At 61.2% G+C, this 14,134-nt stretch carries 16 protein-coding genes and 1 tRNA gene; 10 read left to right on the top strand and 7 right to left on the bottom strand.

Annotation, left to right across the window (positions count from 1 at the left end; translation table 11 throughout):
- The first annotated feature begins 15 nt into the window (after positions 1 to 15).
- Positions 16 to 441, top strand: coding sequence for a hypothetical protein (locus tag AC0V6T_RS13895; protein ID WP_486127809.1), 426 nt, complete (start codon positions 16 to 18; stop codon positions 439 to 441).
- On the opposite strand, the gene AC0V6T_RS13890 is transcribed toward AC0V6T_RS13895, so the two are convergent.
- Positions 438 to 1,550 (bottom strand): MlaA family lipoprotein, encoded by a 1,113-nt coding sequence (locus AC0V6T_RS13890; protein WP_486127807.1) that lies wholly within the window; start codon positions 1,548 to 1,550, stop codon positions 438 to 440. The two genes, AC0V6T_RS13895 and AC0V6T_RS13890, sit on opposite strands and share 4 nt — an antisense overlap.
- Positions 1,551 to 1,674: 124 nt before the next feature.
- Between AC0V6T_RS13890 and AC0V6T_RS13885 the strand changes: the two genes are divergently transcribed.
- Together AC0V6T_RS13885 and AC0V6T_RS13880 are read left to right on the top strand one after the other, a co-directional pair.
- Positions 1,675 to 2,472 (top strand): crotonase/enoyl-CoA hydratase family protein, encoded by a 798-nt coding sequence (locus AC0V6T_RS13885; RefSeq protein WP_486127805.1) that lies wholly within the window; start codon positions 1,675 to 1,677, stop codon positions 2,470 to 2,472.
- A gap of 3 nt (positions 2,473 to 2,475) precedes the next feature.
- Complete coding sequence (locus tag AC0V6T_RS13880) at positions 2,476 to 3,291, top strand: alpha/beta hydrolase (RefSeq protein ID WP_486127803.1); 816 nt, start codon at positions 2,476 to 2,478, stop codon at positions 3,289 to 3,291.
- Here the strand turns inward: AC0V6T_RS13880 and AC0V6T_RS13875 are convergent.
- Positions 3,288 to 3,962, bottom strand: coding sequence for an NnrU family protein (locus tag AC0V6T_RS13875; RefSeq protein ID WP_486127801.1), 675 nt, complete (start codon positions 3,960 to 3,962; stop codon positions 3,288 to 3,290). The two genes, AC0V6T_RS13880 and AC0V6T_RS13875, sit on opposite strands and share 4 nt — an antisense overlap.
- 34 nt (positions 3,963 to 3,996) lie before the next feature.
- Positions 3,997 to 4,446 (bottom strand): PaaI family thioesterase, encoded by a 450-nt coding sequence (locus AC0V6T_RS13870; RefSeq protein ID WP_486127799.1) that lies wholly within the window; start codon positions 4,444 to 4,446, stop codon positions 3,997 to 3,999.
- 80 nt (positions 4,447 to 4,526) lie between these two features.
- Here AC0V6T_RS13870 and AC0V6T_RS13865 point away from each other — a divergent pair, with 80 nt between their 5' ends.
- Entirely contained in the window at positions 4,527 to 4,880 is a 354-nt protein-coding gene (locus tag AC0V6T_RS13865) for a winged helix-turn-helix transcriptional regulator (RefSeq protein ID WP_486127797.1), read from the top strand.
- Here AC0V6T_RS13865 and AC0V6T_RS13860 read toward each other — a convergent pair.
- The 4 genes from AC0V6T_RS13860 to AC0V6T_RS13845 form a co-directional block, all read right to left on the bottom strand.
- Positions 4,877 to 5,398 carry an FKBP-type peptidyl-prolyl cis-trans isomerase gene (locus AC0V6T_RS13860; RefSeq protein ID WP_486127795.1) on the bottom strand — a complete coding sequence of 174 codons (522 nt, stop codon included), beginning with the start codon at positions 5,396 to 5,398 and terminating at the stop codon, positions 4,877 to 4,879. The genes AC0V6T_RS13865 and AC0V6T_RS13860 overlap by 4 nt on opposite strands.
- The gene (locus AC0V6T_RS13855) at positions 5,398 to 6,714 is read right to left on the bottom strand and encodes an amidohydrolase family protein (RefSeq protein ID WP_486127793.1); all 1,317 of its coding nucleotides are present in this window, start codon (positions 6,712 to 6,714) and stop codon (positions 5,398 to 5,400) included. The genes AC0V6T_RS13860 and AC0V6T_RS13855 overlap by 1 nt, the downstream gene beginning before the upstream one ends.
- Positions 6,711 to 8,105 carry an amidohydrolase gene (locus tag AC0V6T_RS13850; protein WP_486128613.1) on the bottom strand — a complete coding sequence of 465 codons (1,395 nt, stop codon included), beginning with the start codon at positions 8,103 to 8,105 and terminating at the stop codon, positions 6,711 to 6,713. Before AC0V6T_RS13850 ends, AC0V6T_RS13855 begins: the two co-directional genes overlap by 4 nt.
- Positions 8,106 to 8,232: 127 nt before the next feature.
- Entirely contained in the window at positions 8,233 to 9,876 is a 1,644-nt protein-coding gene (locus tag AC0V6T_RS13845) for a peptide MFS transporter (protein ID WP_007165836.1), read from the bottom strand.
- A 211-nt stretch (positions 9,877 to 10,087) separates the two neighbouring features.
- On the opposite strand from AC0V6T_RS13845, the gene AC0V6T_RS13840 reads away from it, so the two are divergent.
- The 6 genes from AC0V6T_RS13840 to AC0V6T_RS13815 all read left to right on the top strand — a co-directional run bounded on the left by AC0V6T_RS13840 (position 10,088) and on the right by AC0V6T_RS13815 (position 14,132).
- On the top strand, positions 10,088 to 10,426 hold the full coding sequence (locus AC0V6T_RS13840; RefSeq protein ID WP_007165837.1) for a GntR family transcriptional regulator: 339 nt from the start codon (positions 10,088 to 10,090) through the stop codon (positions 10,424 to 10,426).
- A 185-nt stretch (positions 10,427 to 10,611) separates the two neighbouring features.
- Positions 10,612 to 10,893: an integration host factor subunit beta gene (locus tag AC0V6T_RS13835; protein WP_007165838.1), complete on the top strand. Its 282-nt coding sequence runs from the start codon at positions 10,612 to 10,614 to the stop codon at positions 10,891 to 10,893.
- A gap of 143 nt (positions 10,894 to 11,036) precedes the next feature.
- Positions 11,037 to 11,123: transfer RNA gene (locus tag AC0V6T_RS13830), tRNA-Leu, on the top strand.
- A gap of 109 nt (positions 11,124 to 11,232) precedes the next feature.
- Positions 11,233 to 11,925 carry a PilZ domain-containing protein gene (locus tag AC0V6T_RS13825; protein WP_486127790.1) on the top strand — a complete coding sequence of 231 codons (693 nt, stop codon included), beginning with the start codon at positions 11,233 to 11,235 and terminating at the stop codon, positions 11,923 to 11,925.
- 145 nt (positions 11,926 to 12,070) lie between these two features.
- Entirely contained in the window at positions 12,071 to 13,702 is a 1,632-nt protein-coding gene (locus tag AC0V6T_RS13820) for an NAD(P)/FAD-dependent oxidoreductase (RefSeq protein WP_486127788.1), read from the top strand.
- A gap of 4 nt (positions 13,703 to 13,706) precedes the next feature.
- Positions 13,707 to 14,132, top strand: coding sequence for a GtrA family protein (locus AC0V6T_RS13815; RefSeq protein ID WP_486127786.1), 426 nt, complete (start codon positions 13,707 to 13,709; stop codon positions 14,130 to 14,132).
- The last annotated feature ends 2 nt before the right edge of the window (positions 14,133 to 14,134 follow it).

Raw genomic sequence — 14,134 nt, 5'->3', positions numbered from 1 at the left:
TGACGGCGATCGCCTGTGGGCGAGCTGCTGGGTATCCCGGAATGGCTTGCGGCCACGATCTTCGTGGTCACTCCGCTGTCGGCGTGGATGGGCTATGGCTATTGGCGTATCCGCCGCGCGCATGAGCGGCTGGCCCGCTCGCGGCTTAATCCGAACCAGAGCGAGTTTCTTCGCCGCTTGTCCGACGAATGCTCACCCGCAGCGGCGCAATTCGTATGGGATATATTGCTCCCCTATGTGGAGCCACGCCTGACGCCTCATCCTGACGACGATCTGGTCACCGACCTCATGATCGACGGCGACGATATCGCGCTCGACTGGCCGCATGACTGGGCCAGGCTTAGCGGCGTCGATGTCTCAGAGATGCCCGAGTGGCCGGCGAACCAGCCTGCAACAGTGCGAAATTACTCTCGTTGTCTCGACCTCTCGATCAAGCCTTAGCGTGTCGCTGGCTCAGCTCCGGCATAGGCGATCGTGTATTCGGTAGGCCGCGTGATCGTGATTGCGTGCGCCAGTTGCATCGCCTCGAGGGTCGGCTCGTACGAAATGCTCGGGCTATCCGGAGCATCGTCATCCTCCGGACCGCCTTCGGTTTCACCCGGCTGCAGCCCCGGAAGCGCTTCGTCGATCTCCTCAACGATGGCGGGCCGTTCGGGCGGTTCTTCGCCTCGCAGGAGGGCGATCTCGCGCTCGCGGCGGTAAAGATAGGTGTCACGGCGCGCGGCGTAGGGATCGACAGTCTGGCGGATCTCCTCCAGCTCCGCATCGACTTCGAGACGGCTGTCGAGGTTGCTCACGACGAAATAGGGGATCGCATATTCCGGCGTGTTGAACGGGCGCCCGACCGCCACCGGGAGCACGAACTGATCGAGCGTATCGCCGATCACGTCGCGCAAGGAAGTCGCGCCCGCAATGGGCAAGTAGAGGTAGGGCCCTGAGCCCACGCCATAAAAGCCAAGCGTGTTGGCAAAGCCGTTGCGGCGATATGGCAGGCCGATCCCGTCCTTTTCGGCGACATCGAAAAGGCCGCCCACGCCAATCGTCGAGTTGATCGCGAACCGACCAAGCGTCTCAAGCGCATCGCCGATCTTGAACTGCAGCAGGAAGTTCAGGAAATTCGCAGGCTCACGCAGGTTGCGAACAACATTGCTGAGCCCGTCACGGATCGGATCAGGTAAAGCGTCGCGGTAAAGATAGGCAACCGGCTGGACGAGCGCCTCGTCCACTTCCTGAGTGATCCGGTAGCTCGCCGCGTTGATCTCTTCCATCGGATCGCCTTCAGCCGGGCCATACTCGCCCTCGACGACGATGACGTTCTCTTCGTCGCCTTCTTCGCCTTGCTCGGGTGGAGTTGTGCCGGGCTGCGGCTCCTGCTCTTCCTGTCGCGGGGTCAGCGACCAGCTGAGCGGCAAGAGCTCCTGCGGCGGCGAAGCGGGCGATTCGAGCACCGGAATTGGCACGCCCGCAACGTTTACATCGACCATCGCTGCTGCCGGAATGGGCCCGACGAGCACGGGCGAGGTCAATACGGCCAATGCGGCATGCGCCATGCAAATACTCCTGTGTTACCGTGCCTTACCAACTGCAAGGCTTTGCAAAGGTTCCCTCCAGGCGCCCGGCCCTGCTATGCGAGGCATCTTCGTGCCTCATTCATAGAAAGACTTGCCTCGGACAATGACATTGCTCTCCATCGATCGCAACGGTCCAGTGACCACGCTCACGATCAACCGCGCCGAAACCATGAACCCGCTCGGCGCGCCGGGCGACGGAGATGAGTTCACGCGGGTCTGTACGGCGATCAACCGTGACATGGAGGTTCGCTGCGTCATCCTGACCGGGGCTGGCCGGGCTTTCTCGGCGGGCGGCGACATCAAGTCGATGCGCGACAAGACCGGCACGTTCGGAGGTACGACGCCTGCGATTTCGGACGGGTATCGCGACAACATTCACACGATGCTGCGCGCGCTTCACACTTTGCGCGTGCCGGTGATCGCGGCGATCAACGGTCCGGCGATCGGGCTGGGATGCGACGTCGCCTGTCTCGCCGACATCCGCATTGCGAGCGACAAGGCCAGGTTCGGTGTCACCTTCCTCAAGCTCGGCATCATCCCGGGCGATGGCGGCACGTGGATCCTGCCGCGCGTCATCGGAATGAGCCGCGCTTCGCAATTGTTCTACACCGGTGATGTCATCGGTGCAGAGCAGGCTAAGGAATGGGGGCTGGTGAGCGAAGTCGTGCCGCATGAGAGCCTGATGGACGAAGCGCAGGCCATGGCTGCGAAGATCTCCAAGATGCCGCCGCACAGCCTTCGCCAGTCCAAGATGCTGCTGCGCCAGGGTCAGCAGGTCAGCTATGACACTGCGCTCGAGATGGCAGCAAACACGCAGGCGATGATGCACACCACCGATGATCACGCCGAGGGTGTCGCTGCCCTGATCGAAAAGCGCGAGGCGCAGTTCAAGGGGCAATAAAGCTTGACCACAGCGCTTCGGTTTGTCGGGTTTGCAGCGCTCGCCTACGCCCTCGTGGTTGCAGCGCTGTTTCTGCTTCAATCTCGCTTCATCTACCCCGCGCCAAACCGCATTGCCCCGCTGACTCCGGGCTATGAGGAAGTCACGCTCGAGACCGAAGACGGGTTGCGACTGCGAGCCTTCTACCGCGCACCCTCCCCCGGCGCGCCGAGCGTGCTCTACTTTCACGGGAATGGCGGCACTCTCGAAGGAGCGAGTGTGTCGAATGGCGCGCTTGCTGCTGCAGGGCTGGGCGTGCTTTTGGTCGAATATCGCGGATATGGCGGAAATCCGGGTGAGCCTTCGGAAGAGGGCTTTTACCGCGATGCCGATGCGGCGCTGGCGTGGCTGAGCGAGCGTGGCCAATCGCCATCGGAGCTCTACGTTATCGGCAACTCGATTGGCGGCGGGGTCGCGACCTATGCGGCGCTGAAACTTGTCGAGGCGGGATCGCCGCCAGCTGGACTTGTCCTCATCGCGCCGTTTACCTCGCTTACCGATGCCGCGTCGGACAGCTTGTGGTGGGTCCCTGTCGGCGCCCTGCTGCGTGAGCGATACGAAAATGCTGAAAGGCTTGAGAAGTTCTCCGACCTGCCGGTGCTCATCCAGCATGGCACCGCCGACCGCGTCATCGATGACAGCCACGGACGCGCGCTCGCTCAGATCGGCGCGGGCTGGCAATTTCAGTCGTTTGAGGGATCGGGCCACGCGCTGTCATTCGAGCGCCGCTCACAGGAGGCGCGGCTCACTTGGGTGCTCGGACAGGAAGCTGCGCGCTAGAACCAGGCCCAGATGCCCGCACGGATACCGCCAAGCGGCCAGTGGAGCCAGCTGAAGAAAACGAAGAAGATCAGGCCCAGCGTCCATGGCAGCGGCCCGGCCTTCGCAAAACCGCCAACTCGCGGCCAAAAGCTCGTATTCGACTCCCATTGCTGCCAGGCATCGCCCATCAGCGCCTCTTTCTTGCGGTCCTGAAGCTTTGCTCCGACCAGTGCGAGGATGCCCATGGCCAGCGCAGTGATGGTGGTGCGCAGGCTCCAGAACAGCACGATGTGCGAAAGCGCCCAGAGCGCAAAACCCCACATCATCGGGTGGCGCGTGATGGTGAAGACGCCCTTGGGCGCGGCGCGGGCCTGCTCTTTGGCTTGCGGCGTCGGCAGGGCGGGATTGCCCATCACCGATCCTGCAAACAAAACCATCGCAGGCAATGTAAGGAGCGTCGCGATGATCCAGCCAACCTGTCCCGATCCGGGCAGATCGGAAGGCGGAGCGGCTTTGAAGGCGAAATACACCCAGGCGAGCGTTGCGATGCTGATTACCGAATAGACGACCTGAAAGCCCAGATCGCCGAACATCTTCACCATGGGCGCCCGCAGCGGATGCGACATGATGAAGTGCGTGCCGACAAAGGCGGCGTTAGCCGCGATGAGCGTGATGATTGTCCCGTCCATGGCTGGACAAGATACCACTTGCCCAGCCGATCCCCTAGTCTGCCTGTGCGCGTCCTGTGGGGATAATTGTGGCCTGCGCGGTCGCCACGTGAACCGGATCTGCGCCCTCGCTCTCTGCCCAGACATTCGCACGCACGATGACCTGTCGCTTGCCCGGCTTGATGACCTCTCCCTTGGCACGGAGCCTCTCGCCGAGGGCGGGGCGCAGGAAATTGATCGTGTAGCCGCCTGTCACGACGTCGCCCGCGACCGACGCTCCGGCCCATGCGCAGGCGTTGTCGGCCATCAGCCCGACAATGCCGCCATGCGCAAAGCCGTGGTGCTGGGTCATTTCTGGGCGCAATTCGAGGAGCAACTCGCTCTTGCCCTCCCATACGACCAGCGGTTCGACCTGTAGCCAGTTGGAAAAGCCGGAGCGCGCGACTGCGACTTTCTTCATGTAGTCGATCGAGGCTTCGGGACTGTCAAAACGGGACGAGGGCATGACGGACATCTCCATAAAGTCTGATTCGCAGACGTTATGCCTCTTGCCAGCGACGCTGCCAAGTCTGATATGCAGACTGTATGAAGACCTATCAGCCTTCTCGCTCGCCTTGCCCGATCGGCCGTGCTGCGCGCGTGCTCGGCGACCGCTGGGTGTTGCTCATCCTGCGCGAAGCCTTCTTCGGCGCTGAGCGGTTCGAAGATTTCATCGAGCCGTTGGGGATCAACCGTGCCGCGCTGACCTCACGCCTGGCTATCCTGCAGGAGGCAGGCCTGATGACGCGCGAGCCGCCCGAAGGCAAGCGCGCGCGCTATGTGCTGACCGAGCGCGCAAAAGCGCTCACGCCGATGTACCGCGAGATGGCCGATTGGGGAGCGCAGCATCTTTTTGGCGAAGACGAGGCCCCGACGGATTGGGCTACAAAGGTCAGCTAGCGCCCTTCGATCCCGATTAGCTCAACCTTGAACACAAGCGTCGCCCCGCCCGGGATGGGCCCACGACCCTGAGGACCGTAAGCGAGAGTCGCAGGAGCGGCGAGTTCGATCGTCTCGCCGACATGCATCTGCGGTATTGCCATCTCCCACGCCTCAATCAGGCCGCTCAGCCCGAAAGTCGCAGGCGTCCCGCGCTCGAACGAGCTGTCGAAGACCTCTCCATCGATGAAGGTGCCCTCGTAATTGACCGTCACCCGGTCGGCTGGCGTGGGTTTCGGGCCGGTCCCGCGATATTCGACATACCGCCAGCGCAGCCCGCCGGGCATTGTGTACCAGCCATCGGTCGCCATCAGTCCCGACAGGTAGGCTTGCTGCGCGTTGAGATAGGCGCGCTTGGCGGCCTCCTCGGCGGCCTGTTCTTCCGCAAGCTCTTCCTCGCTGGGCGATTCCATATGAGCCTCTGCCAAGGCCGCAGGGCTCGCCAGAACCGCAAGCGATGCAATCAGCAATGCGCGCATCACCAGTCATACGCCTTTGGCAACATGCTCTCATCGAGATCGCGATAACGTTCGCGAAGGCGGCTCTGGTGGCTCTCGAGCGATTGCTCGACCCCGCCGATATAGACCTGCGTCGGTACGCTGGTCACTTCGAGCGGATCGCCATCCCAGACTACCACGTCGCCCAATGCGCCCGGCGCGAGCACGCCGGCGCTACCGTCATACCCGCTGATCGAGGCGGGGACGGAGCTGATCGCTGCGAACGCCTCGCCCCAGCTGAGGCCAGATGCACCCGGCACCTTGTTGAGCGCGACGAGGTTGCCCGCATATTGCGAAAGCCGGTGGCTGTGATTGAGGCCTGCGGAATTGATCGCGACCTTGACGCCCGCATCGACCATCCGCCCGATATTGCTCTGTGTTGCGGCGAGCTGTTCGAAGCTCGAGGGCAGATCGTCGAGGCTGTCGGCGATCACCGGCACGCCCGCAGAAGCGATGTCACCTGCCACCATCCAGCCTTCGCTCGCACCGACGAGTACAAGGTCGAGGTTGGCGAACTCCTCCCTCAGCGCGAGGACCGAGCGAATATCCGAGGCGCGTTCAACCCACACGTAGAGCTTCTGCTTACCGCTGACCACGCTGCGCAGCGCTTCGGCATCGAAGCGGCTGAGCATGACTTCGCCGTCCTGCGCGATTTCGGGCGTACGCGGCATGCCCGCGCCGAGCGCGGCCGCTTCGCGAAGTGCGGCATGGAATAAGGCAAAGGCTGCGGCCCTGCTGCCACCTGCAATTCGCCCGCCTGCTTCGCCGAGGACCACCATCTGGAACGCCTTCTCGCGCATGACCGGTGTCGCATCGCCATCGAGATCGATGATCGCGCCCTGCCCGCCGAAGATGGAGGCGGAAGGGAGTGTGGCGGTTGCTGCGCGTGTCACCCCGGCAGACCGTCCGATCAAAATATGTTGCGAGTTCGGGTTGACGATCGGCGCTGTATCAAGCGCCGCGCTGAAGGGTGAGCCACCGGCGCGTTGATCGTTGGACTCGCTGACCGCACTGACATCCCAGATACCGAGCGTGCTGACGGTAGCGAACAAGCCGGGCGTCACCCAGGCTCCGCCCGCGTCCATTGCCGGCACATCGGCAGGTGCCGCCACACCGGCACCGGCTGCGACAACTGTCCCGCTGCGGATGACCACGGTGCCGTTCTCAATCGGCTCTGTCCCATCCCCAATCGCAATGGTTGCGTTTGTGATGACGACGTCCTGCGCAGCGAGCGGGCTTGATGCGATGACGAGAGCGCTTGCCGCGCCTAGCAGTCCTGCTGTGAGAACACTCCTCATTTCACGTCTCCTTCACCCGGTTGGCCGAGCTCGAAATCGCTGACCGGTCGGCGCGAACGGTCCATCATGTCGAACAACAACGCGCCATCGACCCAGACCTTTTCGGGCCGCGAATAGACGCTCAAAGGATCGCCATTCCACAAAACCACGTCGGCCATCTTTCCAGCTTCGAGGCTACCGGTCATCTCGTCGATGCCCATCGCCTTGGCGGCGTTCAAGGTGATCCACTGGATGGTGGTCGCGTCTGAAATCTCGATCCCTGCGCGGCGACCGGCTGCCTGCGCCTTTGCCGCTTCCTGGTTAAGACGCTGGATATCGTTCTGGTCATCCGAATGGATCACGACGCACGCGCCTTCGCGCTGAAGGTAGGCGGCGTTTTCGAGGATGCCGTCATAGGCTTCCATCTTGAAGCCGTACCAATCGGCCCAGATCGCGCTGCAGACCTCGTTCTCGCGCAGGAGGTCGCCGATCTTGTAGGCTTCGACCGCGTGGTGGAAAGCGGTGACGCGGTATCCGACCTCCTTCGCCATATCCATCACCAGCGCCATCTCGTCGGCGCGGTAGCAGTGGTTGTGAACGAGGATATCGCCTTCGAGCACACCCACCAGCGTTTCCTTAGCGAGATCGCGGTCGGGGTCTTCGGAATTGGCGTAGTCGATCGCGTCGTACCAGGTCTGACGATTGAGCGCGAAGTTACCCATGCGGGTCGAAGGCATCCGCCCGCGATTGCCATAGACGCGCTTGGGGTTTTCGCCGCAGGCCATCTTGAATCCATAGGGCGCGCCGGGGAACTTCATACCCTGCACCGTGCGGGCGGGAACGTTCTTGAGCGTGACAGAGCGCCCGCCCATCAAGTTTGCCGAGCCAGGCAGGATCTGAAGCGCGGTGATCCCGCCATTGGCAAGCGCGCGGCTGAAGCCGGGGTCCTGCGGCCAGACCGAGTGTTCGGCCCAGACTTCGGGAGTCGTAGGGCTGGTCGCCTCGTTGCCGTCGGCGTGTGCGTCGACGCTGGGGCTTGGATAGTCGCCGAGGTGCGAGTGGATGTCGATGATACCAGGCGTAACGTATTTGCCGCTCGCATCGATCACGTCATATCCATCAGTCGAAAGAGCGGTGCCGACCGCGACCACTTCGCCGTCGCGGAACAGCACGGTGCCGCCTTCGATCATGCCGCCCGCGCCATCGAAAATGGTCGCATTGACGAGCGCGGTCGGGCGGCCGGGATAGCGTCGATAGGTAGATGCGAAGGGCCCGTCAGCCTCGGTCATTGCGGCAAAGCGCGGTGCTTCGTCATCATCGTCGTCCGAGGCAGCGCTGGCCGTTCCGGTCGTGGCACATGCCCCGAGTGCCAGCGCGCTGGCGAGGGTGGCGAGTGCAGCCCCCCTCATCATTCCCGGAAGAGTGCTTGCCCTACGTCTTGCCATGCTGGCCCCCTGATTTCTCGCGCAAAGCATTCACTTGGCGAGAAATCAGGGTGTTGTCCAGTTTTCTGGACAGCTTGGCCTACAAGCTTGCTTGTCAGGCTTTGCTAAGGCCTGCTTCGTGCGCTTCGAGGCCTGCTTCGGCTTCGCCTTCGATGTGCGCGCTGTCGTCCTTGAGCGTGTCGAGATGCATCAGCTTCTTGACGAGCGGGCTGATGACCATGACCCCGACGCCGATTGCAACCGCGTACCAACCGACGGTTGAATAAACCTCGAGCACGACCTGCTTGCCGGCCTCTTCGGTCATACCGTCACCGCCGGTTGCCGCCGCGATCAGGCCCGCAGCAAAGTTGCCGAGAGCCGATGCGAAGAACCACGTGCCCATGATGAGCGATGCCATATGAGCCGGGCTCAGGCGGTTCATTGCTGACAGGCCGACTGGTGAAAGGCAGAGCTCACCGGTGGTGTGCAGCAGGTAGATGAGGAAGATGAAGATCACCGGCGTCGGTACGTTCACGCCGACGCTCGATGCGCCCCAGACGAGAACGAGGAAGCCGAGGCCAACCTGGACGACGCCAAGGCCGAACTTCATCGGGGTGGAAGGCTCCATCCCCTTCGATGCCAGCCCCTGCCACGTCATTGCGAACAATGGCGCGAGCAGGACGATATAGATCGCGTTGATCGACTGGAACATCGAGGCGTTAACACCCTGCGTATCGACGTGGCGATCGGTGAACAGGTTGAGCGAGGAGCCCGCTTGTTCGAACAAAGCCCAGAAGACGATCGAAACGAAGATCAGGAACATCGCCGCAAAGATGCGGTCGCGTTCTTCGGAAGGCAACTTCACGATGGCGGTGAAGATGACGTAGGCCACCAATGCGCCGCCGAAGATGAGCAGAACCCAGCCAACCATGTCCTGATACTGGATGGCGAGCCAGCACAGCGCGACCATGCCGAGGCCTGCGCCATAAATGCCCCATTCCTTGCCACCGGCAATGCGCGCCGGGTCTTTCGGCTCGCCCTTGCCCATGAGCAGCGGCTTGCCGATGACGAAGAAGATAAGGCCGATCAGCATACCGACACCGGCGAGACCAAAGCCGTATTCCCAGCCATAGGTCTGGCCAAGGAAACCGCAGATGATCGATGCGGTCGCAGCACCCACGTTAATCCCCATGTAGAAGATCGTGTAGGCCGGGTCGCGGCGAATATCGGTGCGCGAATAGAGCTGTCCGACGATCACCGAGATGTTGGCTTTGAGGAAGCCCGAACCAACGATGATCAGGGCGAGCGCAAGCCAGAAGACGTTGATGGTCGGATCGTCCTGACCGCCCGTCCCTTCGAACGCCATGAAGAAGTGGCCGATCGTCAGCAGGACCGCTCCGAACAAAACGGCCTTGCGCTGTCCGATGAACTGGTCGGCGAGATAGCCGCCGACGACCGGGGTGATGTAGACCAGCGCGGTGTAAGCGCCGTAGATTATCGAGGCCTCGCTGTCCGAGAACATCCAGTGCTGGACGAGGTAGAAGATCAGCAGCGCCCGCATCCCGTAATAGGAAAAGCGCTCCCACATCTCTGCGAGGAAGAGCACGAAGAGGCCCTTCGGATGTCCGACGACCTCGGGCTCGGGCCGCGTGATTAGGAAAAGCCCGCCAAGCAGGAAGGCTGCCAGCGCGACGGAGGCACCGCGAAATGCCCACATTTCGAACGCGCTATCGAATGTGAAGAAGAATCCCTCGACCATTTTGTATGAATATCCCCGAAAGTGCTCGTGTGTGCCGAGCTTCAATGCGGCGCACCCTAGCGTGCGTTTTGCGTGTGTGAAGCTTTTGTTTCGCTGAACGGGATCGATTGCCGCGCATGTGGGGACCTCCTGCATCCGGCATGCGGTCAGAGGCGTAGCTTGACGCGCATGGCTGTATTATGGCACTGAAGCACCTAGCGAAGAGACAATTATGACCCAATCACGACCCGTTTATCTCAAACTGCGCGACCAGATCGCCGCCGCGATCATTGAAGGGCTGTATCCAGAAGGCGCCATGCTTCCCTCCGTTCGGGCGTTGGCTGCAGAGCAGGGTGCCAATCCGCTGACGGTGGCGAAAGCGTATCAGCAGTTTCAGAATGATGGATTGGTCGAAGTCCAGCGCGGCGTGGGCATGTACGTCGTGAAAGGTGCCGCGGAGCTGCTTCGCAGGCGAGAGCGCGATCTGTTCCTTCGTGAAGAGTGGCCCGAAATCCGTGCCCGGATGGAGCGTCTTGGGCTCAAGCCCGCCGACCTTGTCGAGCAAAGCTGACCGCGATCTTCCTGATCCGCATTCTAATATATTTTGTTGCTATCCTTGCGGAATTAGCAAGATTCTGGCATCCCTTAGCAATCGAATAGCGCCCGTCGGGTCCGGGTTCTTGATTGGTGGCGAACAAAGAGTCGCGACGGTGTGATTGCAGACCAGGGGCTGCAGCACGGGCCGGGAGGGCGAAAATGATAAGATCCGAGCTTCTTACCGAACTCCATAAAGACAATCCTGAGCTGCGATCTGAAGAGGTCGAACAGGTCGTCGACATCTTTTTTGATGAGATATCTCAGAGACTTGCGGAAGGTGGCCGCGTCGAGCTTCGCGGGTTTGGAGCGTTTTCGACCCGCGATCGTGAAGCTCGCACGGGTCGCAATCCGCGTACGGGCGAGGCGGTTGAAGTCCCCGCCAAGCGTGTTCCGTACTTCAAGGCGGGCAAGGAAATCCGCAACCGCCTAAACGAAGACTGATCGCACTCACGTCTATTCTCCCTGTCGATCGGATTCGCGCTGACTTGTCAGTGCGATGCAATCTGTCCCCAGCCTCGTGCCTATATTGCTAGCCGCTATCGCTTTCGGCTAACGGGCATTCCTGACTGCTTGCTCAGAGCCTTGCGGGTGTGGCGGAATGGTAGACGCCGGGGACTTAAAATCCCCTGATCCTATAGATCGTGTGGGTTCGAGTCCCACCACCCGCACCATTATCTCACCTTTAACGGATTGTCGCTACGGCTGGCGGCTCAAGGATTGGGACCCCTCTTTTTCGTGCCTCCTCAATGTCATGAGCGGGGCACGATAGGCGATTTTTTGATGAGCGAAGCAGCGAGCAGACCACAGACGCAGGGTGATTGGCACAGCGTGGACAGCTGTGAGCCTGAAAACCAGGCTCCCTCAGGGTCAAACGCCGCGTCGGCCGAAAGCGGGGTACGCACCGCGCAGCGTATCACTCTGCTTATCCGAGCGGCGAAGCTCGTCTCCTCGCATGGCGAATTTGTCGGCGTCCTGAGAGACGTCTCGGAAACGGGTGTTTGCGTGCGCCTGTTCCACAAGGCTCCCAAGGGCGACCCCATCGAGCTGCACATGCCGGGTGGGCGTGTGTACGAGCTAAAACCCGTCTGGGAGCGCGACCACGAAGCTGGTTTTGAGTTCGCCGAACCGGTTGATGTCACGCAGCTCATTAATGAAGCGGGCGAGTTTCCCAAGCGCGGGCTAAGGTTGGGCGTTTGCTTCCCTATCAAGGTGAAGACACTCACTCAGTCGAGCGAAGCTGTCATTCTGAACCTGTCGCAGCAAGGTGCGCGCTTCGAATGCGACGAGGTTTTCGCAATCGATCAGAACCTGCGCATCGAAAGCCTTGATGGGGGACACGAGCTCAAAGACGTTCGCGCAAAGGTCCGCTGGCGGCGCGACAATGAGTTCGGCGTCGTCTTCGACGACACGCTTTCCTTAAGCGAATTTGCTCGGCTCACAGCGCGGCTGCAGTGCCCGGATCTCCTGACCTGAACCCGCATGGCGACCAGGTGGCGGACATTTTGTGCCGCAATCTTGTCGATTTTAGGGAATTCACCGGTCACGTTTACTCCTCGCTAACCAATTTCCTTCACTCCCGACATCGAGCCGCAAATTGGCACATCAAACGGGGGCCCGAATGAGCGTGGTTGGCGAAAAGCAGCCTGGTATTATCGATTGTGACGTCGCGATCATTGGCGCGGGGCCTGCTGGCTTGACCGCCGGCTACCTGCTCACGAAGCAGGGCAAGACGGTCGCAATCATCGAAAAGGACGAGACCTATGTCGGCGGGATCAGCCGCACGGTCGAGCACGAAGGTTATCGCTTCGATATTGGCGGTCACCGGTTCTTCTCGAAGTCGCAGCAGGTCGTCGACTTGTGGAACGAGATTCTCGGCGAGGACGATTTCATCCAGCGCCCGCGCATGAGCCGCATCTATTACGAGGGAAAGTTCTACAGCTACCCGCTGCGCGCCTTCGAAGCTTTGCGCAATCTCGGCATCCTGCGCTCAACCGCCTGCATGTTGAGCTATCTTCGCTACAAGCTCTTCCCGATCAAGGACGTGAAGAGTTTCGAGGACTGGACCACCAACCAGTTCGGTAAGAAACTCTACTCGATCTTTTTCAAGACCTATACCGAGAAGGTGTGGGGCATGCCTTGCGACGAAATGAGCGCCGACTGGGCCGCTCAACGCATCAAGGGCCTGTCGCTCTGGAATGCCGTGACCGACGGGCTCAAGCGCTCTCTCGGCCTCAACAAGAAGCCCAATGACGGGCAGGCGGTGAAGACTCTGCTCGAGACCTTCCGCTATCCGCGTCTTGGGCCGGGCATGATGTGGGACGCCGCAAAAGATCATATCGAAGCGAGCGGTAATGGTCAGGTCCTCATGGGGCATGGGCTTGATCGCCTCGCTAAAATCGGGCCGAACGATGAAGGCTATGACTGGTCGATGACCGCAAGCGGACCGGGCGGAAGCGCTCAGATCCGCGCAAAGCATGTCATCAGTTCAGCGCCCATGCGCGAGCTTTCGAAGCGCATCCACCCGCTGCCGCAATCGACGCTGCAAGCGGACAATCTGCGCTATCGCGATTTCCTCACCGTCGCTTTGATGGTGAAGAGCGAGGACCTGTTCCCCGACAACTGGATCTACATCCACGACGAGCGCGTGGCTGTAGGCCGAGTTCAGAACTTCCGCAGCTGGTCGCCTGAAATGGTGCCCGATGAGGACATGGCTTGCGTGGGCCTTGAGTATTTCTGCTTCGAAGGCGACGGCCTCTGGTCATCGAGCGACGAAGATCTCGTCAAGCAGGCAACGCGCGAGATGGAAATTCTCGGACTGTGCGATCCGGCAAAGGTCGTCTCGGGCGCTGTGGTTCGTCAAGAAAAGGCCTATCCGGTCTATGACGACGATTACGAAGCCAATGTCGATGCGATGCGAGCGGAGCTGGAGGAGAAGCACCCGACGCTGCACCTCGTGGGCCGCAACGGCATGCATCGCTACAACAACCAGGACCACGCGATGATGACCGCCATGCTGACGGTCGAGAACATCATCTCTGGCAAGCGGATCTACGACACCTGGTGCGTCAACGAGGACGCCGAATATCACGAAGCAGGCGACGAAGGCGCCGAAACCGCCCTGCCTGCGCGCGAAGCCGAGACCAAGCCTCTGTCCGAGGACCAGGTCGCAGCGCTCACCTCGATCCGCGGAGTGCCCGAGCGCATCGCGGCCAGCGAGGAATACGACGAAGACACCCGCAAATCGGCTTGATGCGATGGAACTGTCTCCCGCATCCGTTCTGACCAAGCTGCGCGACGTACGCTTTGTGCGTTACGTGCTCGCGAGTGTCGGCGCGCTTGCAGTGGACGTCGGCAGCTTTCTGGCTCTTCTCTCGCTAGGGATAGCGGCCGCACCTGCATCCGCTGTCGGCTATTCGCTTGGGATTGTGGCTCATTGGCTGATGTCGAGCCGTGCGGTGTTTCAGGACAAGGTTGCCGGCAAAGGGACCGCGCGCACTCAGCAGAAAGCGCTGTTCGTCATCTCGGCCTTGGTCGGCCTCGCTCTCACTACGGCCATAGTCGGTGCCGGTGATTGGAGCGGCATGGATCCGCGCATCGCAAAGGCGGGCGCGATCGTGGTGAGCTTCATTGTCACATGGCTGATCCGCAGCCGGATCGTCTTTCGCGGCGAAGGAGGCTGAGG

It is taken from the genome of Erythrobacter sp. S158 (assembly GCF_057364915.1).
Note: the sequence above shows the minus strand (reverse complement) of the source record. Positions and strands in the feature narration are given on the sequence as shown.

Excerpts from the sequence above, each read along its gene's own strand:
- AC0V6T_RS13890 (WP_486127807.1), bottom strand. The coding sequence starts at position 1,550 with ATGGCGCATGCCGCATTGGCCGTATTGACCTCGCCCGTGCTCGTCGGG.
- AC0V6T_RS13885 (WP_486127805.1), top strand. The coding sequence starts at position 1,675 with ATGACATTGCTCTCCATCGATCGCAACGGTCCAGTGACCACGCTCACG.
- AC0V6T_RS13875 (WP_486127801.1), bottom strand. The coding sequence starts at position 3,962 with ATGGACGGGACAATCATCACGCTCATCGCGGCTAACGCCGCCTTTGTC.
- AC0V6T_RS13870 (WP_486127799.1), bottom strand. The coding sequence starts at position 4,446 with ATGCCCTCGTCCCGTTTTGACAGTCCCGAAGCCTCGATCGACTACATG.
- AC0V6T_RS13865 (WP_486127797.1), top strand. The coding sequence starts at position 4,527 with ATGAAGACCTATCAGCCTTCTCGCTCGCCTTGCCCGATCGGCCGTGCT.
- AC0V6T_RS13860 (WP_486127795.1), bottom strand. The coding sequence starts at position 5,398 with ATGCGCGCATTGCTGATTGCATCGCTTGCGGTTCTGGCGAGCCCTGCG.
- AC0V6T_RS13855 (WP_486127793.1), bottom strand. The coding sequence starts at position 6,714 with ATGAGGAGTGTTCTCACAGCAGGACTGCTAGGCGCGGCAAGCGCTCTC.
- AC0V6T_RS13850 (WP_486128613.1), bottom strand. The coding sequence starts at position 8,105 with ATGATGAGGGGGGCTGCACTCGCCACCCTCGCCAGCGCGCTGGCACTC.
- AC0V6T_RS13845 (WP_007165836.1), bottom strand. The coding sequence starts at position 9,876 with ATGGTCGAGGGATTCTTCTTCACATTCGATAGCGCGTTCGAAATGTGG.
- AC0V6T_RS13840 (WP_007165837.1), top strand. The coding sequence starts at position 10,088 with ATGACCCAATCACGACCCGTTTATCTCAAACTGCGCGACCAGATCGCC.
- AC0V6T_RS13835 (WP_007165838.1), top strand. The coding sequence starts at position 10,612 with ATGATAAGATCCGAGCTTCTTACCGAACTCCATAAAGACAATCCTGAG.
- AC0V6T_RS13825 (WP_486127790.1), top strand. The coding sequence starts at position 11,233 with ATGAGCGAAGCAGCGAGCAGACCACAGACGCAGGGTGATTGGCACAGC.
- AC0V6T_RS13820 (WP_486127788.1), top strand. The coding sequence starts at position 12,071 with ATGAGCGTGGTTGGCGAAAAGCAGCCTGGTATTATCGATTGTGACGTC.
- AC0V6T_RS13815 (WP_486127786.1), top strand. The coding sequence starts at position 13,707 with ATGGAACTGTCTCCCGCATCCGTTCTGACCAAGCTGCGCGACGTACGC.